The organism is Variovorax soli NBRC 106424, assembly GCF_001591385.1.
GTDB classification, from domain to species: Bacteria; Pseudomonadota; Gammaproteobacteria; order Burkholderiales; family Burkholderiaceae_C; genus Variovorax; species Variovorax soli.
Genome location: NZ_BCUU01000084.1, coordinates 1 through 23206, shown reverse-complemented (window position 1 = coordinate 23206; position 23206 = coordinate 1). Strand labels below are relative to the sequence as shown.

Sequence of the window (23206 nt, the reverse complement as noted above, 5' to 3'; positions counted from 1 at the left end):
CAAGGTGCGGGCCTTGCTGGCCTACCTGGCGCTGTCGCCGGTGGCGGCGCGGCGCGAGCACCTGTGCGAATTGCTCTGGCCGGTGCCCAACGATCCGCGCGGCGAACTGCGCGGCAGCCTGAGCCGGCTGCGCACCCTGCTCGACAGCGACGGCACCCTCCGCCTGCTGGCCGAAGGCGATGCGGTGCGGCTCGACCTGCAAGACGTGGACGTGGATGCCCGCGCCGTGGAGCGGGCCATCCAGGGCGGCCTGCATGCGCTTTCGGCGGAGCACCTGCGCGCGCTGGTGGCGCGCGTTCGCGGCGACTTTCTCGAAGGCCTGGAGATCGACAACTGCCCGCAGTTCGGCGCCTGGCTGGTGGCGCAGCGACGGCGCTTCCGGGCCGCGCATCTTGCGCTGCTCGAAGCGCTGGCCGACCGCCTGCCGCCGCAGGCCGAAGAGGCGCAGTCGGTGCTGGCCGCCTGGCTGCAGATCTCGCCCTTCGACCGCAATGCCCACAACCGCATGCTGGACGCATTGGCCAGGCGCGGCGCCTTTCGCGATGGCGAGGAGCATCTGGCCGCCACCGTGCGCAGTTTCGAAGCCGAAGGACTGGACCCCGGCCCGCTGGTCGACGGCTGGCGGCGCGCGCGCGAGCTGGCATCCGCGCCGGTCGCCATGCCTGCCGAGCCGGCGCAGGTGCCCGCCGACAAGCCCGCGCAGCAAACTGCACCCACCGCGCCGGCGCGCGCCTCCATCGCCGTCATGCCCTTCGATGCCGACGGCGCGGATGCGCCGGGGCAGGGCGGCCTGGCCGATGCGCTGGTGCATGACGTGATCGTGGGCCTGGCCAAGCTGCGCGCGCTGTTCGTCATTGCCCAGGGCACGGTGTTCGCGCTCGGCCGGCGCGGCCTGGGGCCGGACGAGGCCGGCCGCCTGCTGCATGTGGACTACGTGGCCAACGGCCGCCTGCGCCGCGTGCCAGGCCGCCTTGCGGTGTGGGTGGAACTGGTGGAGGTGCGCAGCGCCCGCGTGGTGTGGAGCGAGGAATTCGACGAGCCCATCGGCGATGCCTTTGCCGTGCTCGACGCCATCGGCCAGCGCATCGTGGCCGCCATCGACGACGAGGTCGAGCTGGCCGAGCGCCAGCGCGCGCTGCTCAAGCCGCCGGACTCGCTGGATGCCTGGGAGTCCTACCACCGCGGGCTGTGGCACATGTACCGCTTCCGGCGCGACGACAACGAGCGCGCACGCGGCTTCTTCGAGAAGGCGCTGGTGCTGGACCCGACCTTTGCGCGCGCGCATGCGGCCCTGTCGTTCACGCACTTCCAGGATGCCTTCCAGCAATGGACCGAGCGCGCGCAATCGGTGCGGCTGGCGCTGGATTCGGCCGGCCGCAGCATCGGCACCGACGACCGCGACCCGGCGGCGCACTGGGCCATGGGCCGCGCGCTGTGGCTGCATGGCGAGGCCGATCCTTCGCTGGAAGAACTGGAAGCCGCGGTGCGCCTGAGCCCGAACTTCGCGCTGGGCCACTACTCGCTGGCCTTCGTGCACAGCCAGTCGGGCGACCCGGCCGAGGCGGTGCGCGCGGCGGACCAGTCGCGGCACCTGAGCCCCTACGACCCGATGATGTTCGCCATGCTGGGCGCGCGCGCCATGGCGCTGGTGCGGCTGGGCCGCTACGAGGAGGCGGCCGAGTGGTCGCTGAAGGCCGCCGCCCGGCCCAATGCGCACGTGCACATCCTGGGCATTGCGGCGCACTGCCTGGCGCTGGCGGGGCGGCTGGCCGAGGCGCGCGGCTTCGTGCAGGCCATACGCAGGCAGCAGCCGGCCTATGGGCGCGCGTCGTTCTTTGCCGCGTTTCGCTTCGACGCGGAGGCCGCGGCTGCATTTGGCCGGGCCGCGAAGACGCTGGGCTGGTAGCGCGCCGCGCCTACCAGTGGCCCAGCACCTTCCACCACAGCAGGCCCACGGTGGCGTAGACCAGCAGTTCCATCACGGCCATGACAATTCCCACGCTCCACCATTTGCCCATGGTCACGTAGCCGCTGCCGAAGATGATGGGCGAGGTGCCGGTGGCGTAGTGGGTCAGCGTCATCATGATGCAGGAGGCCGCGGCCATCATCAGCAGGAAGGCCACCAGGTACTCGGCCGGCACCAGGTGCGCGCCCACGGTGAGGAAGGCCAGCAGCATCGCGCTGATGTGCGCGGTGGTGCTGGCGAAGAAGTAGTGCGAGAACAGGAACACCAGCACCAGCACCGCCGCTGCCATGGGCCAGGCCATGCCGCTGGCCTCGATGCTGCCCTGCAGGCCCTTGGAGAACCACGAGATCACGCCGGCCTTGTTGAGTTCGCTGGCCAGCATCACCAGCGAGCCGAACCAGATCAGCGTGTCCCAGGCGCTCTTCTCCGACAGCACGTCGTCCCAGTCGATGGTGCCGGTGATCAGCAGCACGAACAGGCCCAGCAGGGCCACCACCGTCGCGTCCAGGCTGAAGGCCGGCCCGAAGATCATGGCCGGCACGTCGGCCCACAGCACCAGCAGCATGGCGAAGGTGCCCACCATGACGCGCTCCTTGCCGCTGAGCGGGCCCATGGCCCGGAGCTGCTCGCGGGCGTAGCTCACCGCGTCGGGCGTCTTCTTGAGTTCAGGCGGCGAGAGCAGGTAGATCGCCAGCGGCATGAGGAACAGGCACACCAGCCCCGGCAGCAGCATGGCCAGCGCCCACGTGCCCCAGCTCAGGTGGAAGTTCTGGTTGGTGACCTTGGCCACGTAGTCCACCACCAGCGGGTTGGGCGCCGTGGCCGTGACGAACATGCCCGAGGTGATGGGGTTGGCGTGGTAGTTGACCAGTGCCAGGTAGGTGCCCACGCGGCCTTCGGTCTTCTTCTCGGGGTCGGAGTCGAAGGCGCTGGCAATGGAGCGCATGATGGGATGCACGATGCCCCCGCCGCGCGCCGTGTTGCTGGGCGTGAAGGGCGCCAGGATCAGCTCGCACACCGCCAGCCCGTAGCCGATGCCCATCGTGCTCTTGCCCAGCAGCGAGATGAAGTAAAGGCCGATGCGCTGGCCCAGCCCCGTCTTCTTCAGCCCGCGCGAGATCAGCACCGCCACCACGATCAGCCAGATGAGCGGGCTCGAATAGCTCGCCAGCGCATCGGCAATGGCCTCCTTCGACGATTCGGCCGTGACCTGCGAGAGCGCCACGATCATCACCGCCATGAGCGCCATCACGCCGATGGGCATCACCTTCAGGATGATGGCCACGATGGTGGTCAGGAAGATGGCCACCAGCGCCCAGGCCTTGGGCGTCAGCCCTTGCGGCGTGGGCCACAGGAGCAGCACGAGCAGCACCAGCGTGGTGATGATCGCCGGCACGATGCGAAAGGGAACGGCATCGCGAAAGTAGCGGGCCGCGCGAAGGAGCTGCTCCATGTGAGGTTCCTCGTGGTTCGCACGCCGCCTGCGCTGGCGACGTCGCGGGCGCATTGTGCGCGAGGCGCGCGGGCAAGCCAGCGCCAAAGCATGTAGAAAGCGCACATGACCACCCTTGCTCGTGACGCGCTCGCATCCATCTGGCAACACGCGGGACTGCCGCCCGAGGCACTGGGCGGCGTGAGCCTCAGCGGCAGCGACCCGGTCTTTCCGTCGTCGTTCGCGGTGGGCGCCGCCGCCCAGAGCACCATTGCCGCTGCCGCGCTGGCGGCGTGCGAGCTGGCGCATGCGCGGGGCACGCCGCGCCAGCAGGTGGCGGTCGACATGGTCCACGCCGCTGCCGAGTGCACCAACTGGTTCAGCCTGGACGGCGAGGTGCCCGAGCTGTGGGACCCGATCTCGGGCCTGTACCGCTGCGCGGACGGGCATGTGCGCATCCATGCCAATTTCGCGCACCACCGCGAAGGCGCCTTGCGGCTTTTGGGGCTGGACCCGGACGTGGCGGTGCGCTCGGACGCGGAGGCGGCGCTCCGGCAATGGCGCGCCCTGGACTTCGAGGACGCGGCCGCGGGCCGGGGCCTGGTGGTGAGCGCGCTGCGAAGCTTCGCCGAATGGGACGCCACGCCGCAGGCGCAGGCGCTGGCCGCGCAGCCGCTCTTCACGCTGGAGCGCATCGGCGATGCGCCGCCGATGGCCCTGCCGCCGCTGTCGGCCGACCAGCGTCCGCTCAGCGGCATGCGCGTGCTCGACCTGACCCGCGTGCTGGCTGGGCCGGTGGGCGGCAAGGCACTGGCCGCCTACGGGGCGGATGTGATGCTGGTGAATTCACCCAAGCTGCCCAACATCGCCGCCATTGCCGACACCAGCCGCGGCAAGCTGTCGACGCACATCGACCTGCGAACAGGAGCGGGGCAGGCCGACCTGCAGCGGCTGCTGGCCGACGCGCATGTGTTCGTGCAGGGCTACCGGCCGGGCGGCCTGGCGAACCTGGGTTTCGGCCCCGAGGCGCTGGCCCGTGCGCGGCCGGGCATCGTGGCGGTGTCGCTCAGCGCCTATGGCACGAAGGGGCCCTGGGCCGGCCGGCGCGGCTTCGATTCGCTGGTGCAGACCGCCATGGGCTTCAACCAGGCCGAGGGCGAGGCCTTCGGCCATGCCGGCAAGCCCAGGCCGCTGCCGATGCAGATCCTGGACGAGGCGACGGGCTTTCTCATGGCCTTCGGCGCGGCCGCGGCGCTGTGGCGCCAGCAGCGCGAAGGCGGCAGCTGGCTGGTGCGCGTGTCGCTCGCGCAGACCGGCCACTGGTTGCGCAGCCTGGGCCGGGTGCAGCTCGACGCGCAGCAACAAGCCTTGCGGCCGGACATCGAGCCGTACCTGGTGACGACGCCCTCGGGCTTTGGCCAACTGCGGGCGCTGCGCCACAGCGCGCTGCTGTCGCGCACGCCGGCGGCCTGGACGCGGCCGTCCATGCCGCCGGGCAGCCATCCGCCAGTCTGGCCTTGAGACTCTTCAGGCCAGCGGCGCGGGCGCCAGCACCTGCGCATGGGCGACCAGCGTCATCGCCAGGCTGGCCGTGAGCCGCTTCGCATAGGGCACGTGCAGGAACTCGTTCGGCCCGTGCGCATTCGAGTTGGGACCGAGCACGCCGCAGGCCATGAACTGCGCGGCCGGATAGCTGTCGCCCAGCAGGCCCATGAGCGGAATGGTCCCGCCCTGGCCGATGCTGGCCAGGCCGTTGCCGTCGAAGAAGGCGCGGCTGGCCTCGTCCAGCGCGTGTTCCAGCCAGGGCGCGTAGGCCGGCGCGTTCCAGCCCCGGGCATGGCCGCGGTCGGGCACGAAGCGCACGCCGGCCCGGTAGGGCGGCGCGTCTTCCAGCACCCGCTGCACCTCGGCCAGCGCAGCCGCGCTGTCCACCAGGGGCGGCAGGCGCAGCGAGAGCTTGAAGGCCGTGCGCGGCCGCAGCACATTGCCGGCCGACTGCAGCGGCGGCAGGCCTTCGGCGCCGGTCACGGCCAGCGTCGGGCGCCAGGCGCGGTTGAGCAGCGCCTGCTCCGGGTCGCGCACCATGGGCAGCACCGGCTGGCCGTCGTCGCCGCAATGCCAGCGAAAGCGCTTCCACGCCTGCTCGCCGAGGATGCGCGCGGCTTCGCGCGTCTGCGCCAGGCGGTCGGCCGGCACCTCGCAGTGCAGGGCCGCAGGCAGCAGGCGGCCGGTGGCGCTGTCTTCCAGGCGGTCCAGCACATGGCGCAGCACGCGGAAGCTCGAGGGCACGATGCCGCCCGCGTCGCCCGAATGGGCGCCTTCGTCCAGCACCTGCACCTCGAGCCGCCCGCCGCAGTAGCCGCGCAGCGAGTTCACCAGCCACAGGCGCTCGTAGTCGCCCGCGCCGGAGTCGAGGCAGACGACCAGCCCTACCTGGCCGATGCGCGGTGCCAGCGCTTCGAGGTAATGGGGAAGGTCATGGCTGCCCGATTCCTCGCAGGCCTCGATCACGCCCACGCAGCGCGGGTGCGCGCCGCCCTGGTCGTGCACCGCCATGAGCGCGGTGATGGCCGCGTAGATGGCATAGCCGTCGTCGGCGCCGCCGCGGCCATAAAGCCGCGTGCCGTCGTAGGAGGGCTGCCACGGGCCCAGGCCCGGGCGCCAGCCCTCGAACTCGGGCTGCTTGTCCAGGTGGCCGTAGAACAGCACCGCCTCGTGCGCGTCGCAGCCGCGCGCCGGCAGCTCGAAGAAGAGGAGCGGCGTGCGGCCGGCACTGCGCAGCACCTCGACCCGCAGGCCGGGCAGCGGCTGGCGCCGCGCCCACTCGGCCGCTTCGCGCACCACCTGGTCGAGCAGACCGCGCGATTCCCAGTCGGGGTCGAAGGCCGGGCTCTTGGCGGGCACGCGGATGTAGGCCTGCAGCAGGGGCAGCAGCTCATCGTCCCAGCGCCGGCTGCAGAAGTCCTGCAGGCGCGCCGGGTCGACGGCGGCGCTGGTTCCGGCGTGCAGGGCTTCAGGCATGGGCGGGCACCGCCTGCGCCAGCGGCTGCGGCGCAAAGGCCTGGCCGATGGCCTTCTCGACCGGCCGGTACAGCTCGGGCATGAACATGGTGCGCGACAGCAGCAGGCGCGAGCCGGGCACATGCGCCACCTGCACGCGCTGGCCTTCGCGCACGCGCGCCGACACCAGCGGGCCGCCGTCCTCGCCGAAGGTCATGACCAGGTCGGGGAAGCGGGCGACCGGGCGGCCCTGCTGCTCCATGACCATGTATTCGTTGACGAAGTGCAGCGTGGTCTTGTGCGCGTCGTCCAGCTGCACCAGGCCCACGTCCAGGCCTTCGCGCTGTTCGCAGCTGTAGCGCGCCACGGTGCCGCTGGCGAGCATGCGGCCGCCCAGGTGGCGCACCGCGCCTTCCACGCCGCCGTCCAGCCAGGCATGGCCCAGTGCAATGGCGAAGCTGATGGCGCCCGGCGCACCGTGGCGCACCGCGTAGTCGATGGTGACCGGGTTGCGCGCCACTGCCACCATGCCGCCGGCGTCGATGGAGGCGCGGCGCACCACTGCGGAGGTGCTGTCGAGCCGGCCGCGCGCCACGCCTTCGATGTAGCGCTCGGTCGCGCCGCCGGCGTAGCCCTGGATGGACAGGTAGTCGTCCTCGGTGTGCAGGCCCAGCGAGCCCATCTGGCTGGTGGGATGCGCGCGGCCGTTGCAGGCCAGGTCGATCACCGGCAGGCCGCACAGGGCGGAGTGCAGCCAGCCGTTGACGGTGGTCTCGGCGCCGTTCTCGTTGGTGTGCAGCGCGACCAGGTGCTGGTGGGCAGGCAGCTCGCGCTGCAGCAGTTCCAGGGTGCGCATCAGGTGGCGCGGCTGCACCAGCGGATGCGGCGCGGCCGGCGCGCCCACCATGGCGACGGTGGCCGACAGATCCTGGCCGTCGAACTCGTCAACGCTCCACAGCTGCGGCGTGCCCACTTGCATGGCCAGGGTGGCGGCGCGCTCGCCGGCTTCCAGGATGCCGCCGCCGCCGCCGCCCAGGATGGCGCCGCCCATCACGGCAGCCTTGACGTCTTCGATGCTCAGTTTGCGTTTCATGGTTCGGGTCTTTCGTGTTCGTTGAAGAAGGGGCGGGCCTTACTTGCGCAATGCCTTGAATGCGCCAGAGAAGAAGGAGTACAGGGCGTCGCCCGCGATCACGCCGCCAGCGAACACTTCCACGCGGTCGCGCACGGCGGGGCCGGCGATGCGCATCAGCACCAGCCGCACGGCGATGCCCAGCGCCACCATCCAGCCCGCGGCGGGAAAGGCGATGAGCAGGCCCGTGGCGAACAGCACGCCCAGCTGCTGGCGCGGGCCGCCCAGCACCTGCAGGATGGCTCCGGGGATGGCCCACAGCACCAGGCTCCTGGCGGTTTCCATCGAGATGCCGGCCTTGATGGCCGCGATGTAGGCGGCGTTGATGGGCGCCGTCTGCTTGTTGGCGAAGAAGATGTGGTAGCTCGCGAGCACCACCGCGATGGCCACCAGGAAGCCGATCATCCCGGCGATGAGCTGCTGGCGCCGGCCCTCCATCTCGAAGGCCGGGTCGGCCCCTTCGCCGCGCAGCAGGTGGCCGGCCTTGAGGTCGTAGCCCATGTCGGCGAAGGCCGGGCCGGTGGCGGCCGAAAAGCCCGCCAGCACCACCAGCGCCTCCGGCGGAAAGCCGATCAGGATGCCGATGAGCAGCGTGATGAGCGCCACCGCGAAGGCAGGGAACCAGCCGGAGTGCATGGCCGCGATGCCCACGATCAGCTCGTGCACGAAGGCGGCGAAGGTGCCGTAGATGACGAAGGCCACCAGCAGCCCCAAGGACATGCCGGTGTAGATGCCGGTGCCCACCGTCAGCAGCAGGGTGATGGCCAGGTAGCCCATGGCGCCCAGGCGCAGCGAGCGGCCCAGGCGTGCGGCGCCCTGCGCGTCGTCCGACTTGCCGGTGCCCGCACCAGCCTTGCCGCTGTGCCGGGCGACCACCAGGCCCACCTGCACCAGCGCCACCAGGCCCGCGCCGATCATCATGCCGTGCGGGATGTAGAGCTTGGCAATGTCCAGGCCGAACAGCGGCATGGAGTAGCCGCGCAGCAAGAGGCCGATGCCGAAGGCGGCCATCGCGCCCAGCCCGCCGATCAGCGCCACGCCGAAGGCCGACATCGGCAGCGAGAACACCGCGCCGGCCACGCCGGTGGCCAGCCCGCCCAGCAGCAACCGGGCCTGCTTGCCGCCGCTGTCGCCGGCCTTGATGGCCTCGGCCGCCGCGATGCCCAGCGGCCACGGGTTGCGCGCCGGGAAGGCGGGCGTGTCGAACATGCGGTAGAGCAGCCAGGCGTCCAGCAGCATGGCCAGCGACACGCCCACCAGCATCGGCACCACCATGTCCGGCAGGCCGAAGAGGAAGGGGATGCCGATGGGCAGGAACAGGCTGTTGGCCGCGCCGAATGTGGCCGACGAGATGCTCGTTTGCGCCAGGTTCTGCGAGTGCACCGAGCGGAAGCCCTTGAACATGGCCAGCGGGATGCGCGCCAGCGTCATGGCGGCCAGCGCCCCGATGAGCGAGGTGCTGGGCGTGATGCCCAGGCTGGCCAGCAGCTGGATGCCCACGATGGCGCCGAACACGCTCAGCACCACGGTGAGGAGGAAGTTGGCCGGCGCGAGCGCGCGCGGATGGCTGGCGGGCCCGGCCAGCGCAGCGTGCGCGGAATGGGCCGGGCTGGCGGGAGTGTTCATGGCCTTGTCTCCTTCGGGCATCTCGCGTGCCGCGCTGGTTTGAAAATCCTGAAGTTCTAAAATCTAGAACTATGTTTTAAATAATGGTAGTCCACGAAATTCGACTGGTCAAGGCCGCCGGGCGGAACGGCGTGGACGGACGCGGACGGGCGCCGCCGGCGCTCTATGATCGGAAAGGAACAACCCAAGGACGTATGAGCACACTTGCCAATGCCATGGACGTGCTGAAGCTGGTGGCGCGGCTGCGGCGCGACATCACCGTGACGGACGTGGCCAGCGAGCTCGGCTGGCCCAAGAGCTCGGTGTCGCGCACGCTGAGCATGATGGCCGAGTACGGCTTTCTGGAACGCGATCCGCTCACCCGCGCCTACCGGCCGGGCGGGTTGATCATGGAGGCGTCCTACCACTTCCGTGCCTCGCGCAACGCGTCCTCGCTGCTGGAGGCCGAACTCGACCAGCTGGCCGCGGATACCGGCTATGCCAGCTACATCAATGTGCTGGACGGCGCCGAGTCGATGGTGGTGCAGCGGCGCACCGGCACGGCCGGCGGCCTGCAGGTCATCTCGCCGGTGGGTCTGCGTGCGCCGGCCTATGCAAGCTCCATGGGCCGGGCCATGCTGGCGCGGCTTTCCGACGACGAGGTCGTGCAGCTCGTCGGCAGCCGCCTCGAGGTTCGCCGCGGCACCGCGCCGCGCACGCGCAAGGACCTGCTGGCGCGCCTTGCGCTGGCCCGGGAACAGGGCTGGGCCACGTCCAACGCCGAGATCGCGCCCAACGTGGCCGGCATTTCGTCGGCCGTGGTGGATGCCGAAAGCCGCAAGATCTACGGCATCGGCATCGGCATGCCGTCGCAGGACCTGAGCGACGAGCTGGAGCAGCGCCTGGGCCGCCGTGTGCGCGACGCCGCCATGCAGGTGGGCAAGCGCATCGGCGATGCCTACTGGCTGGACTTTCCGGCCGAGCGAGGCGCCGCCGCCCGGCGCGCCTGAGCCCTTCGCTTCTCAAAGGAGGGCAACGGTGGGGCAGGGCGGCTTGTTGGCTAACGCAGGCTGGCCTGCTTGCTCTCGAGCAGCTTCACCAGCACGTGCAGCACGCGGTTGGCCGGTGTGGGAATGCCCAGCGCCGCCCCGCGGCGCACGACGAAGCCGTTGAGGTATTCGATCTCGGTGGGCTTGCCGCGCGACAGGTCCTGCGAGGTGGAGGAGTACTGCGCCGGCATGGTGCCGGGCAGGCGCTGCACGGCGGCCTCGACATCCGCGCGCGACAGGCGGGCGCCGTCGGCCTCGCCCACAGCAAGGCATTCGTTCACCACGTCCTTCAGCAGATCGCCCACGCCTTCGCCGCGCGCCACCTGGCCATAGGGCAGGTGGGTGATGGCCGAGAGTGCGTTGTAGGCGCAGTTGAGGATGAGCTTGCTCCACAGCGCGCCGCGCACGTTGTCCGAGATCTGGACCGGCGTGCCGGCCTCGCCCAGGATGCGTGCCGCCTCGGCGCTGCCGGGCGTGGGCTCGATCACCAGTTCGCCGCGCCCATGGTGCAGCACATGGCCGGGCCCGGCCATTTCGGTGGCCACGTAAACCACGGCGGCCGCCACTTGCTGCGTGGCGGGCAGCACGGTGCGCAGGCGGTCGGCGTTGTCCACGCCGTTCTGCAGGCACAGCACCAGCGAGCCCGGCGCGAGCGAGGGCGCCATCAGGCTGCCGGCCGATTCGGTGTCGGGCGACTTCACGCAGAACAGCACCAGTTGCGCACCCTCGACGGCGCTGGCTTCGACGCTGGCCGACAGCTGCACCTGCTCGTCGAAGGTGGTGGTCTGCAGGCGCAGGCCGTTGCGCTGGATCGCGCCCACATGCGGCTGGCGGCCGACCAGCACGACCTCGTGCCCGGCGCGCGCGAGCAGTCCACCGTAATAGCAGCCGACCGCGCCGGCACCCATGACCACGACTTTCATTGGCTTGTCTCCTGCTTCCTGGTTTCGAGGCTCGCTAGTCTGGCGCAGAACGCGGCAGCGTGCAGGCCGCATGCGGAAACAGGATTTTTCGAGGGACCTAATCGGGCAGCAGGATGCTGCGCTGCGCCTCCACCGTCTCGCGCAGGAAATCCCACACCGCCTTCATGCGCGCCAGGTTGCGCGTCTCGCTGGGCACCGACATCCAGAAGGTGCGCGTGAAGTTCGCCTGCTCGGGCAGCACACGGCGAAGCCTCGGGTCCTGCTCGGCGATGAAGGCCGGCAGCACCGCGATGCCCGCGCCTGCCGCCGTGGCGCAGTGCTGGGCCAGCACGCTGGTGCTGCGCAGCGCGAAGGAGTCGGGCTTGTACAGCTCGTCCAGGTACTGCAGCTCCTTGGAAAAAAGCAGGTCGTCCACGTAGCTGATGAAGGTGTGGCCGCGCAGGTCTTCGCGGCTGCGGATGGCGCCGTGCCGGGCCAGGTAGTCCTGCGAGGCATACAGCCGCAGCACGTAGTCGGTGAGCTTGGTCACCACCACCGGGCCGCGCGCCGGCCGCTCCAGCGAGATGACGATGTCGGCCTCGCGCCGCGACAGGTGCACCAGGCGCGGCATGGCCAGCAGGTCGATCACCAGCTTGGGATGCGCCTGCGAGAACTGCGCCAGGCTGGGTGCGAGCACGATGGTGCCAAAGCCCTCGGTGGCGCCGATGCGCACCAGGCCCGAGAGGCCGGCTGCATGCGAGGGCGGCGCCGCGCTTCGCTCGACCGCGAGAAAGGCCTCTTCCATGGCCTCGGCCTGCGGCTGCAGGCGGCGCCCGGCCTCGGTGAGCCGGTGGCCGCCGGCCTCGCGCGAGAACAGGGCCAGGCCCATTTCCTTTTCCAGCGCCTGGATGCGGCGCGCCACCGTGGTGTGGTCCACCGCCAGCCGCCGGGCGGCGCTGACCAGCGTGCCCGTGCGGGCCAGTTCGAGGAAGTAGCGCAGGTTGTCCCAATCCATGGCGTCATCGATCTGCAAATTTGCAGAATGCGGGTGCGTATTTGTCTATTGTTATCGCAAATCTGCAAAGCTAGGATGGGTGTTTTAAGGAGACAAGAGATGGATGCCACCACCACTGCATCGGCCAGCACGCAGGTCGCCACCGTCAAGCTGCTGATCGGCGGCCAATTCGTCGAATCGAAGACCGCGCAATGGCGCAACGTGGTCAACCCGGCCACGCAGGAAGTGCTGGCCCGCGTGCCCTTCGCCACCCAGGACGAAGTGGACGCCGCCGTGGCCTCGGCCAAGGAAGCCTTCAAGACCTGGCGCAAGACCGCCATCGGCACGCGCGCCCGCATCTTCCTGAAGCTGCAGCAGCTCATTCGCGAGAACATGGGCGAGCTGGCCGCCATCCTCACGGCCGAGCAGGGCAAGACACTGCCCGACGCCGAAGGCGACGTGTTCCGCGGCCTGGAGGTGGTGGAGCACGCATCGGCCATCGGCAACCTGCAGCTGGGCGAGCTGGCCAACAACGTGGCCACCGGCGTGGACACCTATTCCGTGCTGCAGCCGCTTGGCGTGTGCGCGGGCATCACGCCCTTCAATTTCCCGGCGATGATCCCGCTGTGGATGTTCCCGATGGCCATTGCCACGGGCAACACCTTCGTGCTCAAGCCCAGCGAGCAGGACCCGATGGTGACCATGCGCCTCGCCGAACTGGCGCTGGAAGCCGGCATTCCACCGGGCGTGCTGAACGTGGTGCACGGCGGCGAAGAGGTGGTCAACGCCATCTGCGACCACAAGGACATCAAGGCGATTTCCTTCGTGGGCTCGACCAAGGTGGGCACGCATGTCTACAACCGCGCCAGTCTGGCCGGCAAGCGGGTGCAATGCATGATGGGCGCGAAGAACCACGCCATCGTGATGCCCGATGCGAACAAGGAGCAGACGCTCAATGCGCTGGCCGGTGCGGCCTTCGGCGCGGCGGGGCAGCGCTGCATGGCGGTGTCGGTGGCGGTGCTGGTGGGCGAGGCGCAGCAGTGGATCCCCGACCTGGTGGCCAAGGCCAAGACGCTGAAGATCGGTGCGGGCACTGACAAGGGCGTGGACGTGGGGCCGCTGGTGTCCTGCGCGGCCTATGAGCGGGTGACGGGCTTCATCGACCGCGGCACGGGGGAAGGCGCCACGCTGGAACTGGACGGCCGCAAGCCTTCGGTGCCGGGCTACGAGAAGGGCAACTTCGTGGGCCCGACGATCTTCTCGGGCGTGAAGCCGGGCATGTCGATCTACGAGCAGGAGATCTTCGGCCCGGTGCTGTGCGTGGTGGGTGCGGCGGACATCGATGAGGCGATCGAACTGATCAATGCCAACCCCAATGGCAACGGCACCGCGATCTTCACGCAGTCGGGCGCGGCGGCGCGCAAGTTCCAGGAAGACATCGACGTGGGGCAGGTCGGCATCAACGTGCCGATTCCGGTGCCTGTTCCCCTGTTCTCGTTCACGGGGTCGCGGGCTTCCAAGCTGGGGGACCTGGGGCCTTATGGCAAGCAGGTGGTGCTGTTCTATACGCAGACCAAGACGGTGACGGAGCGCTGGTTCGACGACGCGACGGTGTCTCATGGGGTGAATACGACGATCAGCCTGAAGTGACGTTGCTCGTTGTGTTCGCTGGTGGTGGCGGGGGGCCAAGGCCTGTGTGGGCCTGCGGCCGGGCGCCACTGCGGCGGTCGGCGCTTTGCGCCGACTGCCCTGCGATGCTCGCGGACCCGGCCCTGCGGCGGAACTCGCTGCGTTCACTTCGTTCACTGCGCTCAGACAGCCGCCGCAAGCTAGATGACGAACGCTTGTGTGTCCTTCGGCACACAAGCGGGGCCGGCCCCGCTGCGCTTCTCGGCGCCGCAGAGGCGCCCGGCCGCAGGCCCACACAGGCCTTGGCCGCAGGCGTTGGCTGGAATGGGGCGGCCTGCGTGTGCTGCGCCCTGTTTTCCAGGCCCTTTGCACACCACGACGTCTCGGCGCGGCAGGTGCTTGGTGCGGCGGGCGACCGCCACGGTATGAGCCCGCCGCGCCAAGCACCTGCCGGGCCCGCGCCAACGCCAACGCACACAATCAAGCCATCATGGATTTCGAACTGACAGAAGACCAAAGAGCCTTCGCCGACAGCGCGCGGACATTCGCACAAGCCGAATTCGCGCCGCACGCCGCGCAGTGGGACGCCGAGCAGATCTTCCCGAGGGACGCCATCGCCAAGGCCGGCGAGCTCGGCTTCTGCGGCCTCTACGCGCCCGAGCGCGTCGGCGGCCTCGCGCTGCCGCGCCTGGACGCCGCCTTGGTGTTCGAGGAAATGGCCGCCGTCGATCCGTCGACCACCGCCTTCATCACCATCCACAACATGGCCACCTGGATGCTCGGCACCTGGGGCACGCAAACCGTGTGCGAGAAGTGGGGCGAAGACCTCACCAGCGGGCGCAAGCTGGCCTCGTATTGCCTGACCGAGCCCGGTGCCGGCTCCGACGCCGGCTCGCTCAAGACCCGCGCCGAACTGCAGGGCCACGAATACGTCGTCAACGGCGGCAAGGCCTTCATCTCGGGCGCTGGCGCCACCGACGTGCTCGTGCTCATGGCACGCACCGGCGGCGGCGGGGCCGGCGGCATCTCGGCCTTCGCGGTGCCGGCGGACGCGCCCGGCATCAGCTACGGCAAGAAGGAACACAAGATGGGCTGGAACAGCCAGCCCACGCGCACCATCAGCTTCGACAACGTCCGCATTCCGGCCGACCACCTGCTGGGCAACGAAGGCGAGGGCTTCAAGATCGCCATGAAGGGGCTCGACGGCGGGCGCATCAACATCGCCACCTGCTCGGTGGGCGCGGCGCAGGGCGCGCTCGATGCCGCGCGGCGCTACCTGCATGAGCGCCAGCAGTTCGGCAAGCCGCTCGCGAGCTTCCAGGCGCTGCAGTTCAAGCTGGCCGACATGGCCACCGAACTCGTGGCCGCGCGGCAGATGGTGCGCCTGGCTGCCAGCAAGCTCGACGCCGGCCATGCGGACGCCAGCACCTACTGCGCCATGGCCAAGCGATTTGCCACGGATGCCGGCTTCAATGTCTGCAACGATGCGCTGCAACTACACGGCGGCTACGGCTACCTGGGCGAGTTTCCGCTGGAGCGCCTGGTGCGCGACGCGCGGGTGCACCAGATCCTGGAAGGCACCAACGAGATCATGCGGGTCATCGTCGCGCGAAAATTGCTGGAAGGCGACAGCGACATCCGCTGACGCGCCTTGGCTTCATCCACTCCAAGTTTTTCAATGTCTGATTCCGTCGTTCTCTTCGAAGAAATTCCTACCGCCGATGGCCGCCGCTTCGGCATCGCCACCCTCAACGCGCCCGCTGCGCTGAATGCCCTGTCGGTGGACATGGTCCGCCTGATGCTGCCCAAGTTCCGCGCCTGGGCCGCCGACGCCAACGTGGTGGGCGTGATGCTGCAGGCCGCGGGCGAAAAAGCCTTCTGCGCCGGCGGCGACCTGCGCCAGCTGTACCAGACGCTGCTGGCCTGCGGCCCCAACCGCAACACCTATGCCGAAGACTTCTTCCGCGAGGAATACGAGCTCGACTACCTGATCCACACCTATCCGAAGCCGCTCCTGTGCTGGGGCCATGGCATCGTGATGGGCGGCGGCGTGGGCCTCATGGCCGGCTGCACGCATCGCGTGGTCACGCCGGCCAGCCGCGTGGCCATGCCCGAGATCAACATCGGCCTGTACCCCGACGTGGGCGGCAGCTGGTTCCTGCGCCGCATGCCGGGGCGCACGGGGCTCTTTTTGGCGCTGACGGCCGCGCAGATCAATGCGGCCGATGCCATCTTCGCCGGCCTGGCCGACCACATGGTGCCGCAGGAGCGCAAGGGCCAGGTGCTGGAGATGATCGGCGCCACGCGCTGGAAGGGCGAGGCCAAGGCCGACCGCGCCGAGCTGTCGCGCATTCTGGCCAAGGCGGGGGAGGGCGCGCAGCTGCCGCCTTCCAAGCTGCGCGAGCACTACGACGCCATCGATGCGTTGATGGCCGGCGAAGACCTGCTGGACATTGCCGGGCGCCTGAACGCGCTGGCCAGCAGCCAGGAAGAAGGCGCCGATGCCTGGCTGCAGAACGCCGCGCGCGCCTTCGCCAAGGGTGCGCCGAGTTCGGCGGCCATCACCTTCGAGCTGTGGCTGCGCGTGCCGCGCATGTCGCTGGCCGAGGTGTTCAGGCTCGAGTACTGGGCATCGCTGGGGTTCTGCGCGCACAAGGACTTCGCCGAGGGCATCCGCGCGGTGCTCATCGACAAGGACCGCAACCCCCAATGGCAGCCGGCGCGCCTGGAAGACATCACGCCCGAGTTCATCGAGGACCACCTGCGTGCGCGCGGCGAGATGCCGCAGGCGCTGTTGGCGCTTGCCTGAATTCCTCCCTCTCCCTCTGGGAGAGGGAACTAAACAAAGGAGACAACGAACATGAAGATCGCATTCATCGGCCTGGGCAACATGGGCGGCCCCATGGCCATCAACCTGCACAAGGCGGGCTTCGGCCTGGCCGCCTTCGACCTCTCGAAGGACGCCTGCCAGAAGCTGCAGGCCGAAGGCGTGGCCATCGCCGAATCGGCCACCGCCTCGGTGGCCGGCGCCGATGTGGTGATCAGCATGCTGCCGGCCAGCCAGCATGTGGAGGCGCTGTACCTGGGCGGCGGCGACGGCAAGGGCGGGCTGCTGGAAAGCATCCGCGCCGGCGCGCTGGTCATCGACTGCAGCACCATCGCCGCCGCCACCTCGCGCAAGGTGGCCGAGGCGGCTGCAAGGCGCGGCATCGCGATGATCGACGCGCCCGTGTCGGGCGGCACCGGCGGCGCCATCGCCGGCACGCTGACCTTCATGGTGGGCGGCGAAGCCACCGATCTGGAGCGTGCCCGCCCGGTGCTGGAGAAGATGGGCGCCAACATCTTCCATGCCGGCGGCGCCGGCGCGGGGCAGACCGCCAAGATCTGCAACAACATGCTGCTGGGCATTTTGATGATCGGCACCTCCGAGGCGCTGGCGCTGGGCGTGGCCAACGGGCTCGACCCGAAGGTGCTGTCGGAGATCATGCGGCGCAGCTCGGGCGGCAACTGGGCGCTGGAGAAGTACAACCCCATGCCCGGCGTGATGGAGGCCGCGCCCGCGTCGAAGAACTACGCCGGCGGCTTCGGCACCGACCTCATGCTCAAGGACCTGGGGCTGGCGCAGGAGAACGCCATGTCGGTGCGCGCAGCCACGCCGCTGGGCGGCATGGCGCGCAACCTGTATGCGGCGCACAGCCTGGCAGGCAATGGTTCGCTGGATTTTTCCAGCGTGATCAAGATGGTGCAGAAGAAGGGCTGAGAACAACAGGGACACTGCTTGCGCCCCGCCGCACGCGGCGCAGAATCACGGGCCGATTGAAGGAGTGCCCATGTCATCCGACGATCTTGCCCACTTCCACCCCCTGGACCCGGGCCGCATCAACACGATCGACCCGCTAGAACTCAGGTATTGGTGCCAGCAGCTGCAGTGCAACGAGACGCAACTGCGGCAGGCGCTGGCCACGGCCGGCGACCACGTGACCGCGGTGCGCGAGCAGCTGGCGGCGCAGCGCGGCTGAGCGAGGGCGCGGCCGCGTTTTTTTGCGCTCCTTGTTCAGCGCGCGTGGATCGCCTGCGCGTTGAGCAGCGCCTTCAGCCGCCGCACCTCGCGCTCCAGGTCGATGATGAGCGCGGCAGCGTCCAGCCCCACGCCGAAGTCGCGTTCCAGCCGGCGCGCCTCCAGCGCGCACTGCAGCGCGGCGCTCTGGAAGCGCCACTCCTGCGGCGGGCTGTCGGTGCCGCCGTCGGCCTCGACGATGCCCACGTCGACCAGCTGCACCACCCAGTCGATTTCGGCGCCGCAGGCATGGGCCAGTTCGCCGGCTGCCAGCGGCTGTGCGTCGCTGATGGCGGTAACGGAGAAGCTTCTCTTGATGGTGACCATGATGTTCAGGCTCCGGGATCAGACGCCGAGGTGGCTGCGCGGCGAGAAGGCCGTGCTGGCGCGCGCCAGGTCTTCATAGGCCTTGCGGGCGGCGTCGCTGTCGGCCGGCGGCAGCACGATGTCGATGAGCAGGTAGAGATCGCCCGGCGTCTTGCCGGCCAGGCCGCGCCCCTTCAGGCGCAGCTTGAGGCCGTTGCGCGCGTTGCGCGGCACGGTGACTTCCACCACGCCGCCGGTGGGCGTGGGCACCTGCACCTGCGCGCCCAGCGCCGCCTCGGAAGGCGTGACCGGCAGGGTCATGTACAGGTCGCGCTCTTCCACGCGGTAGAGCTTGTGGGGCGCGATGCGCACTTCCAGGTACAGGTCGCCGGCCGGCTCGCCGCCGTGGCCCGGCATGCCCTGGCCTGCCAGGCGGATGTACTGGCCCGGGTGCACGCCGGGCGGAATCTTCACTTCCAGCGTGCGCGGCTTCCATTGCATGTGGCCCTGGTCGTCCACTTCCATGGCGCGCAGGGTGATCTCGCGCTCGACCCCCTTGAGGGCGTCTTCCAGCGTGATCTCGATGGCCGCGTGGTGGTCTTCGCCGCGCGCGCGGAAGTTCTGCCGCTGCGCGCTGCGGCGCTGCGCGTCGCCGAAGATGGAGGAGAAGAACTCGCTGAACTGGGCATGGTCCGCCGGCCCGCCCTGGCCGGGCGCGTGGTGGAACTCGAAGCCTTCGTCCCAGCCGGGCGGCGCCTGGAAGTCGCCGTGCGGGCTTCCACCGCGCGCGACACGGTCGGCCAGCTGGTCGTACGCGGCGCGCTTTTCCTTGTCGCGCAGCACGTCGTAGGCCTCGTTCACCTCGCGCATGCGCGTTTCGGCATCGGCCTCTTTGCTGACGTCGGGGTGGTATTTGCGGGCGAGCTTGCGATAGGCCTTGCGCACCTCGTCTTCGGTGGCGCTGCGCTCCAGCCCGAGGGCTGCGTAGTAGTCCTTGAAGTCCATGGCTTGTGTTGTGGAGGCGGTGGAGCTTGGGGGGACGGGCGCGCTTCTTGTACTTGTTCTTCTCGAGGGTCTTCTTGTGTCAGGCCAGCGCCGCGCCGCCGTCTACCGCTTGTTGTTGCATGAGGGGTTCGATCCTCCAGGTGGAGGCGCTCTTCACAAATCGCAAGGGCTGGGCGTTGCCCATCAGCGTCATGTCCACCGGCACGCCCAGCATGGCCGCCAGCGCGAAGAGCGAGCCGCCGTGTGCCACCACCAGCACGGGCCCGGGCAGCGCCAGTGCGCGGGTCAGCGCGCCGTGCTTGCGGCCCATGAAGACGGACAGCGATTCACCATCGGCCGGATCGCAGGCCCAGTCGATGTGCACCGACGAGGTGCCGATGAGCACGCCGAAGTTGCGCTCGCGCAGGCCCTCGTCCGGTACGGGCGCCATGGCATGCGGCTCGGCCACGGTCAGCGCGGTGGTCAGGGCGCGGTGGGCGTCGCTGCAGACGATGGTGCGGATGGGCTCGCCCGCCAGCAGCTCGGCGGCGCGGCGGGCCTGCTGCAGGCCGGTGTCGTTGAGCGGCTCGTCGGGCGCCTGGAAGATGCGCTGCGCATTGCGCGCCGTCTGCCCGTGGCGCAGGAAGTAGAAGTGGTCGCAGGCGGGCTGCAGGCGCAGCTGCCCGCCCAGGCGCAGGATGTCGTCGAGTCCTTGAGACATGGCGGGAAGGTTATGCAAAGGGGTCGGTTTGCACAACCTTAACAGGCCCTGCCGCTCAGAGCTTGGGAATGCGCAGCGTCTTGCTGATCATGAGCGTGCCCGACAGCGCGAACAGCAGCACCAACGGATGCAGCAGCCACGGGCCCAGTTGCCAGGCGCCGCCCCAGACCTGGTCGCCCACGCGGCCCTTCAGGGCGGCCGCCGCGAGCACGGCCACCAGGATCACGCTGGTGGGAATGGGGGTGCCTTCGAAGTACTTCACCTTGTTGCCGCCCTCGGAGAGCGATTCGGCCGTGACGTTGTAGCGCGCCAGCCGGCTGACGCCACAGCACACGAAGTACACCAGCACCGCGCAGTCCCAGCCGCCGTCCAGGCCCGCCGCGAAGCCGAGCGCGGCGGGCATCACGCCGAAGGAGATGACGTCGGCCAGCGAGTCGAGCTCGCGCCCCAGCGCCGATTGCGTCTGCCGCCAGCGGGCGATGCGCCCGTCGAACACGTCGAACACGAAGGCGGCCGGCGCCAGCGCCGCTGCCCAAAGGAAGTGGGTGAGCGATTTGCTGGACATGTAGGCCATGGCCAGAAACACGGCGCCCACGCCGCAGGCCGCGTTGCCCAGCGTGAAGACGTCGGCCAGGTGGAATTCCCGGATCATCGAGAAGTGCTTGCGCGGCTTCTTGTCTGCCGGGGTGGTGGTGGAGGAAGAGTTGGCCATGTCGCTCCTTCAGGTCAGGGCAGGCGCCGCTGCCGTTGCCCGCTGCGCCACGATGCGCGCAAAGCGCTGCAGCAGGCTGGAAGCCTCGGGCGTGGGGCGCACCGCCTCGCGCACGGCGGCCGGGTCCTGCAGATCGGGGGCCAGCCTGTCGATGTAGCCGCGCATCGCGTTCTCGTCGAACTCGGGATGAAACTGTACGCCCCAGGTCTGCGCGCCGACCCGAAAGGCCTGGTGGGGCTCGAAGCTGTTGCCGGCCAGTCGAACCGCGCCGGGCGGCAGCTTCAAGGCGCTTTGCCGGTGCACGACGTGCGCGGGGAACTGCGCCGGCAGCGACTGGAACAGCGGGTCTTGCCGTGCGGCTTGCGTGGCCTGCACGTCGACCGTTCCAATCTCCATCGCCACCGGATGGTCGCCCGCCTCGCCGCCCAGCGCATGGGCCAGCAGCTGGTGGCCATAGCAGATGCCCAGCACGGGCACCTGGTCCTGTTCGACCAGCTCGGCCAGCCATTCGGCGACGCGCTCGCTCCAGGGTTCACGGTGCGACACCATGGCATGAGAGCCGGTCACCACCACGCCGGAGATTTCGGCGGGCGCAGGCAGGGCATCGCCCTGGCGCGGGTCCAGCACGAGCACGGGCCACCCGGGCTCGCCCAGGCCGTCGGCAATCCAGTGCTCGAAATCGCCTTGCACGGTGCGCAGCGAATCGAAGGTGTCGCCCGTTTTCAGGATGAGCAGGGGGCGGGGATAGCTGTTCGTTGCGTCTTGCATGCCCGCCATGATGCCCGAGCGGGCCCCGCGGGGCCGCACCGGGCGATGGGGTTCGTCGTCAGCGCAGCCCGAAGAAGGACAGCACGGCCACGACGACCACGACCAAGCCGACGATGTAGATGATGGAGTTCACGGCTGAAGCCTCCTGACTTTGAGAAGGCTCCAGCATCGGCCGATCGGCACGCGGCGCACGTCAGCAGGGCTTGTAGTCCCGTGTAGGAAACGCGGACCCGTGGCTGCGGGAAGGTGTCACGCAGGTGGGGCGCCGGTTGCGCCGCCTGCCGGCTGTTACGCGGCGCGGGTGCCCAGGGCGCTCGCTGCGTCTTGCAGGGCGTCTGCCGCTGCGTCCACCGTCTCGGTGTATTCGCCCGAAGGGCCGGCGAGCCGCTCGCGCAGGCCGCCCTGGCGCGCCCATTCCGGATGGGCCCGGGCGGGCCGGGTCGCCACCACTGCGCGCGCTACGGAACGCATGGCGTCGTCATCGTCGCCGTCGCCGTGGCCGTGGCCTGGGGCGCCACCGGATGCGGCCACGGGCGGCGCATCGGCGCCATGGCCGCGCTGCTCCAGGGCATGCACCAGGTGCAATTGCTGCTGGGCCATCACATAGAGCGCGGCGTCTTCCACCGAGAGCTCGTGCACGCCGCTCAGAAGCCCCATTACCCGGCGGCCGAAAGGCCCCCAGCCTTGGGACAGCAGGCCGCCGAGCGTGCCGCCCAGGGCCGCGCCCGCGCCCAGCGACGCACCGCCCACGGCCAGGTCGGCCACCACGCCCAGGGCAGCGCCCACCACGGCGCCGCTGCCCAGCTGCAGCCCGGCACGCTTGAGCAGGTCCGGATTGAACAGGTCGGCGGAATTGCGTCCTTCCAGTGCCGGCAGGGGCGCCTCGGCGGCATCGCCCGCGCGAAAACCGTAGAGGGACAGCAAGGCCTCGACACCGCGCTGCGCCCGCGCGCGGGCCTTTTCGCGCAATTGCTCCACGGCACGCTGGCGGCGCGCGGGGTCGTCCCAGTCGGCGCCCTGGATCTCGTCGCGCAGCGCGGCGCAGTCCACCAGTTGCGCGGCGATCAGGCGGCAGGCCTCGGCCCGGCGCTCGTCGGCTTCGCGCTCCACATGGGCGATGACCGCACGCAGCTCTTCCCGCCGCTGGGGCAGCAGGGTGCCCAGGTCGGTGTAGAGGTCGCGCTCGGCCCCGGTGAAGGGCGCTGCGGCATCGAAGCGCACCACGGCATGCAGGCCCGATTCGGCCAGCATGCTGCGCCAGGGCTCCTCGCGGCTGGCCGGATCGCGCATGAAGTTGAGCACCGGCATGAGCGGACGGCCGCAGGCGGCCAGCAGCTCGATCTCGTCGCGGTACTTGGGCAGCACCGGCTCGCGCGTGTCGATGACGACGAAGGCGGCGTCGGCCTCATCGACCAGGGCGCGCAGCACCTTGGCCTCCTGCTCGAAACTGCCGCGCGCCTCCGGCCCGGCCAGGAAGCTGCGGATGCGCGCCAGGCGCGTGTCGCCCGGCAGCGTGCCCACATGGGCCAGCAGGGCGACGGCGTCTTCCAGGCCGGGCGTGTCCAGGAAGCGCACCGCGTCGCGGCCCTCGACGCGCAGCACGACCGCCTCGACATGGCGCGTGGTGCCCGGGCGGCTGGAGACTTCGCCGAAATCCACACGCCGGGTGAGCGTGCGCAGCAGCGAGGTCTTGCCCGCGTTGGTGTGGCCGACGACGGCGATGCGCAGCGGCGCGGAAGGATCGGGCGGGCGGGTCATGATGTGGCGGCGGCCTGCGGGTGCGCGAGCTCACTCAGGCATTCGATCGGTCCGAGGTCGGCATCTTTCAGCCAACGCTGCCAGCGGGCCGCGCCTTGTTGTCCATGGCCTGGGTCCGCGCTCCCGGCCGGCAGCGGCCACAGCCGCACCTGGCCGGCCAGCGGCAGCAGCTCGCGCAGCAGCCGCTCGGT

General features: G+C 69.9%; 20 protein-coding genes and 1 pseudogene. 8 read left to right on the top strand and 13 right to left on the bottom strand.

Going from position 1 to position 23206, the window contains the following annotated elements:
- Positions 1 to 1906 (top strand): BTAD domain-containing putative transcriptional regulator (locus VSO01S_RS20330; RefSeq protein WP_084242001.1); only part of this gene is annotated, 1906 nt, incomplete at its 5' end.
- Positions 1907 to 1916: 10 nt separating this feature from the next.
- Here the strand turns inward: VSO01S_RS20330 and VSO01S_RS20325 are convergent.
- The gene (locus VSO01S_RS20325) at positions 1917 to 3419 is read right to left on the bottom strand and encodes a DASS family sodium-coupled anion symporter (protein WP_068644624.1); all 1503 of its coding nucleotides are present in this window, start codon (positions 3417 to 3419) and stop codon (positions 1917 to 1919) included.
- Between the two features lie 105 nt (positions 3420 to 3524).
- Here VSO01S_RS20325 and VSO01S_RS20320 point away from each other — a divergent pair, with 105 nt between their 5' ends.
- Positions 3525 to 4919 carry a CoA transferase gene (locus VSO01S_RS20320; protein ID WP_068644623.1) on the top strand — a complete coding sequence of 465 codons (1395 nt, stop codon included), beginning with the start codon at positions 3525 to 3527 and terminating at the stop codon, positions 4917 to 4919.
- 6 nt (positions 4920 to 4925) lie between these two features.
- Here VSO01S_RS20320 and VSO01S_RS20315 read toward each other — a convergent pair whose 3' ends face one another.
- The 3 genes from VSO01S_RS20315 to VSO01S_RS20305 are packed head-to-tail and all read right to left on the bottom strand — an operon-like array spanning position 4926 to position 9156.
- Complete coding sequence (locus tag VSO01S_RS20315; RefSeq protein WP_068644622.1) at positions 4926 to 6419, bottom strand: M20/M25/M40 family metallo-hydrolase; 1494 nt, start codon at positions 6417 to 6419, stop codon at positions 4926 to 4928.
- Positions 6412 to 7491, bottom strand: coding sequence for an S-methyl thiohydantoin desulfurase domain-containing protein (locus VSO01S_RS20310; protein ID WP_068644621.1), 1080 nt, complete (start codon positions 7489 to 7491; stop codon positions 6412 to 6414). The genes VSO01S_RS20315 and VSO01S_RS20310 overlap by 8 nt, the downstream gene beginning before the upstream one ends.
- A gap of 39 nt (positions 7492 to 7530) precedes the next feature.
- Positions 7531 to 9156 (bottom strand): OPT/YSL family transporter, encoded by a 1626-nt coding sequence (locus VSO01S_RS20305; RefSeq protein WP_068644628.1) that lies wholly within the window; start codon positions 9154 to 9156, stop codon positions 7531 to 7533.
- A 194-nt stretch (positions 9157 to 9350) separates the two neighbouring features.
- Between VSO01S_RS20305 and VSO01S_RS20300 the strand changes: the two genes are divergently transcribed.
- On the top strand, positions 9351 to 10145 hold the full coding sequence (locus VSO01S_RS20300; RefSeq protein WP_068644620.1) for an IclR family transcriptional regulator: 795 nt from the start codon (positions 9351 to 9353) through the stop codon (positions 10143 to 10145).
- A 50-nt stretch (positions 10146 to 10195) separates the two neighbouring features.
- Here the strand turns inward: VSO01S_RS20300 and VSO01S_RS20295 are convergent, their stop codons facing one another.
- Positions 10196 to 11107: a ketopantoate reductase family protein gene (locus VSO01S_RS20295; RefSeq protein ID WP_068644619.1), complete on the bottom strand. Its 912-nt coding sequence runs from the start codon at positions 11105 to 11107 to the stop codon at positions 10196 to 10198.
- A gap of 97 nt (positions 11108 to 11204) precedes the next feature.
- Entirely contained in the window at positions 11205 to 12101 is an 897-nt protein-coding gene (locus VSO01S_RS20290; RefSeq protein WP_068644627.1) for a LysR family transcriptional regulator, read from the bottom strand.
- Positions 12102 to 12200: 99 nt separating this feature from the next.
- On the opposite strand from VSO01S_RS20290, the gene VSO01S_RS20285 reads away from it, so the two are divergent.
- From VSO01S_RS20285 to VSO01S_RS20265, 5 genes are all read left to right on the top strand, one after another.
- The gene (locus tag VSO01S_RS20285) at positions 12201 to 13730 is read left to right on the top strand and encodes a CoA-acylating methylmalonate-semialdehyde dehydrogenase (protein ID WP_068644618.1); all 1530 of its coding nucleotides are present in this window, start codon (positions 12201 to 12203) and stop codon (positions 13728 to 13730) included.
- Positions 13731 to 14199: 469 nt separating this feature from the next.
- Positions 14200 to 15354 carry an acyl-CoA dehydrogenase family protein gene (locus VSO01S_RS20280; protein ID WP_068644617.1) on the top strand — a complete coding sequence of 385 codons (1155 nt, stop codon included), beginning with the start codon at positions 14200 to 14202 and terminating at the stop codon, positions 15352 to 15354.
- Positions 15355 to 15387: 33 nt separating this feature from the next.
- Positions 15388 to 16518 (top strand): enoyl-CoA hydratase/isomerase family protein, encoded by a 1131-nt coding sequence (locus VSO01S_RS20275; protein WP_068644616.1) that lies wholly within the window; start codon positions 15388 to 15390, stop codon positions 16516 to 16518.
- Positions 16519 to 16569: 51 nt separating this feature from the next.
- On the top strand, positions 16570 to 17469 hold the full coding sequence (gene mmsB / locus VSO01S_RS20270) for a 3-hydroxyisobutyrate dehydrogenase (RefSeq protein WP_068644615.1): 900 nt from the start codon (positions 16570 to 16572) through the stop codon (positions 17467 to 17469).
- 70 nt (positions 17470 to 17539) lie between these two features.
- A complete protein-coding gene (locus tag VSO01S_RS20265; protein ID WP_068644614.1) occupies positions 17540 to 17728 on the top strand; it encodes a DUF3606 domain-containing protein in 189 nt (62 codons plus the stop codon).
- 35 nt (positions 17729 to 17763) lie between these two features.
- Here VSO01S_RS20265 and VSO01S_RS20260 read toward each other — a convergent pair whose 3' ends face one another.
- The 7 genes and pseudogenes from VSO01S_RS20260 to VSO01S_RS27585 form a co-directional block, all read right to left on the bottom strand.
- Positions 17764 to 18093 (bottom strand): chaperone modulator CbpM, encoded by a 330-nt coding sequence (locus tag VSO01S_RS20260; protein ID WP_068644613.1) that lies wholly within the window; start codon positions 18091 to 18093, stop codon positions 17764 to 17766.
- Positions 18094 to 18111: 18 nt separating this feature from the next.
- Complete coding sequence (locus VSO01S_RS20255; protein WP_068644612.1) at positions 18112 to 19077, bottom strand: DnaJ C-terminal domain-containing protein; 966 nt, start codon at positions 19075 to 19077, stop codon at positions 18112 to 18114.
- Between the two features lie 79 nt (positions 19078 to 19156).
- Positions 19157 to 19777, bottom strand: a complete 621-nt coding sequence (locus VSO01S_RS20250) for a histidine phosphatase family protein (protein WP_068644611.1) — start codon at positions 19775 to 19777, stop codon at positions 19157 to 19159.
- Between the two features lie 55 nt (positions 19778 to 19832).
- Positions 19833 to 20489 carry a CDP-alcohol phosphatidyltransferase family protein gene (locus tag VSO01S_RS20245; protein ID WP_068644610.1) on the bottom strand — a complete coding sequence of 219 codons (657 nt, stop codon included), beginning with the start codon at positions 20487 to 20489 and terminating at the stop codon, positions 19833 to 19835.
- Positions 20490 to 20498: 9 nt separating this feature from the next.
- Positions 20499 to 21257, bottom strand: a complete 759-nt coding sequence (locus tag VSO01S_RS20240; RefSeq protein WP_068644626.1) for a glutamine amidotransferase — start codon at positions 21255 to 21257, stop codon at positions 20499 to 20501.
- A gap of 288 nt (positions 21258 to 21545) precedes the next feature.
- Positions 21546 to 23015 carry a GTPase/DUF3482 domain-containing protein gene (locus tag VSO01S_RS20235; protein ID WP_068644609.1) on the bottom strand — a complete coding sequence of 490 codons (1470 nt, stop codon included), beginning with the start codon at positions 23013 to 23015 and terminating at the stop codon, positions 21546 to 21548.
- Positions 23012 to 23206, bottom strand: a pseudogene (locus tag VSO01S_RS27585) (hypothetical protein); the annotation flags it as partial. The gene VSO01S_RS20235 and the pseudogene VSO01S_RS27585, both read right to left, overlap by 4 nt.

Coding starts and splice junctions, on each gene's coding strand:
- VSO01S_RS20325 (WP_068644624.1), bottom strand. CDS start 3,419: ATGGAGCAGCTCCTTCGCGCGGCCCGCTACTTTCGCGATGCCGTTCCC.
- VSO01S_RS20320 (WP_068644623.1), top strand. CDS start 3,525: ATGACCACCCTTGCTCGTGACGCGCTCGCATCCATCTGGCAACACGCG.
- VSO01S_RS20315 (WP_068644622.1), bottom strand. CDS start 6,419: ATGCCTGAAGCCCTGCACGCCGGAACCAGCGCCGCCGTCGACCCGGCG.
- VSO01S_RS20310 (WP_068644621.1), bottom strand. CDS start 7,491: ATGAAACGCAAACTGAGCATCGAAGACGTCAAGGCTGCCGTGATGGGC.
- VSO01S_RS20305 (WP_068644628.1), bottom strand. CDS start 9,156: ATGAACACTCCCGCCAGCCCGGCCCATTCCGCGCACGCTGCGCTGGCC.
- VSO01S_RS20300 (WP_068644620.1), top strand. CDS start 9,351: ATGAGCACACTTGCCAATGCCATGGACGTGCTGAAGCTGGTGGCGCGG.
- VSO01S_RS20295 (WP_068644619.1), bottom strand. CDS start 11,107: ATGAAAGTCGTGGTCATGGGTGCCGGCGCGGTCGGCTGCTATTACGGT.
- VSO01S_RS20290 (WP_068644627.1), bottom strand. CDS start 12,101: ATGGATTGGGACAACCTGCGCTACTTCCTCGAACTGGCCCGCACGGGC.
- VSO01S_RS20285 (WP_068644618.1), top strand. CDS start 12,201: ATGGATGCCACCACCACTGCATCGGCCAGCACGCAGGTCGCCACCGTC.
- VSO01S_RS20280 (WP_068644617.1), top strand. CDS start 14,200: ATGGATTTCGAACTGACAGAAGACCAAAGAGCCTTCGCCGACAGCGCG.
- VSO01S_RS20275 (WP_068644616.1), top strand. CDS start 15,388: ATGTCTGATTCCGTCGTTCTCTTCGAAGAAATTCCTACCGCCGATGGC.
- mmsB (WP_068644615.1), top strand. CDS start 16,570: ATGAAGATCGCATTCATCGGCCTGGGCAACATGGGCGGCCCCATGGCC.
- VSO01S_RS20265 (WP_068644614.1), top strand. CDS start 17,540: ATGTCATCCGACGATCTTGCCCACTTCCACCCCCTGGACCCGGGCCGC.
- VSO01S_RS20260 (WP_068644613.1), bottom strand. CDS start 18,093: ATGGTCACCATCAAGAGAAGCTTCTCCGTTACCGCCATCAGCGACGCA.
- VSO01S_RS20255 (WP_068644612.1), bottom strand. CDS start 19,077: ATGGACTTCAAGGACTACTACGCAGCCCTCGGGCTGGAGCGCAGCGCC.
- VSO01S_RS20250 (WP_068644611.1), bottom strand. CDS start 19,777: ATGTCTCAAGGACTCGACGACATCCTGCGCCTGGGCGGGCAGCTGCGC.
- VSO01S_RS20245 (WP_068644610.1), bottom strand. CDS start 20,489: ATGGCCAACTCTTCCTCCACCACCACCCCGGCAGACAAGAAGCCGCGC.
- VSO01S_RS20240 (WP_068644626.1), bottom strand. CDS start 21,257: ATGCAAGACGCAACGAACAGCTATCCCCGCCCCCTGCTCATCCTGAAA.
- VSO01S_RS20235 (WP_068644609.1), bottom strand. CDS start 23,015: ATGACCCGCCCGCCCGATCCTTCCGCGCCGCTGCGCATCGCCGTCGTC.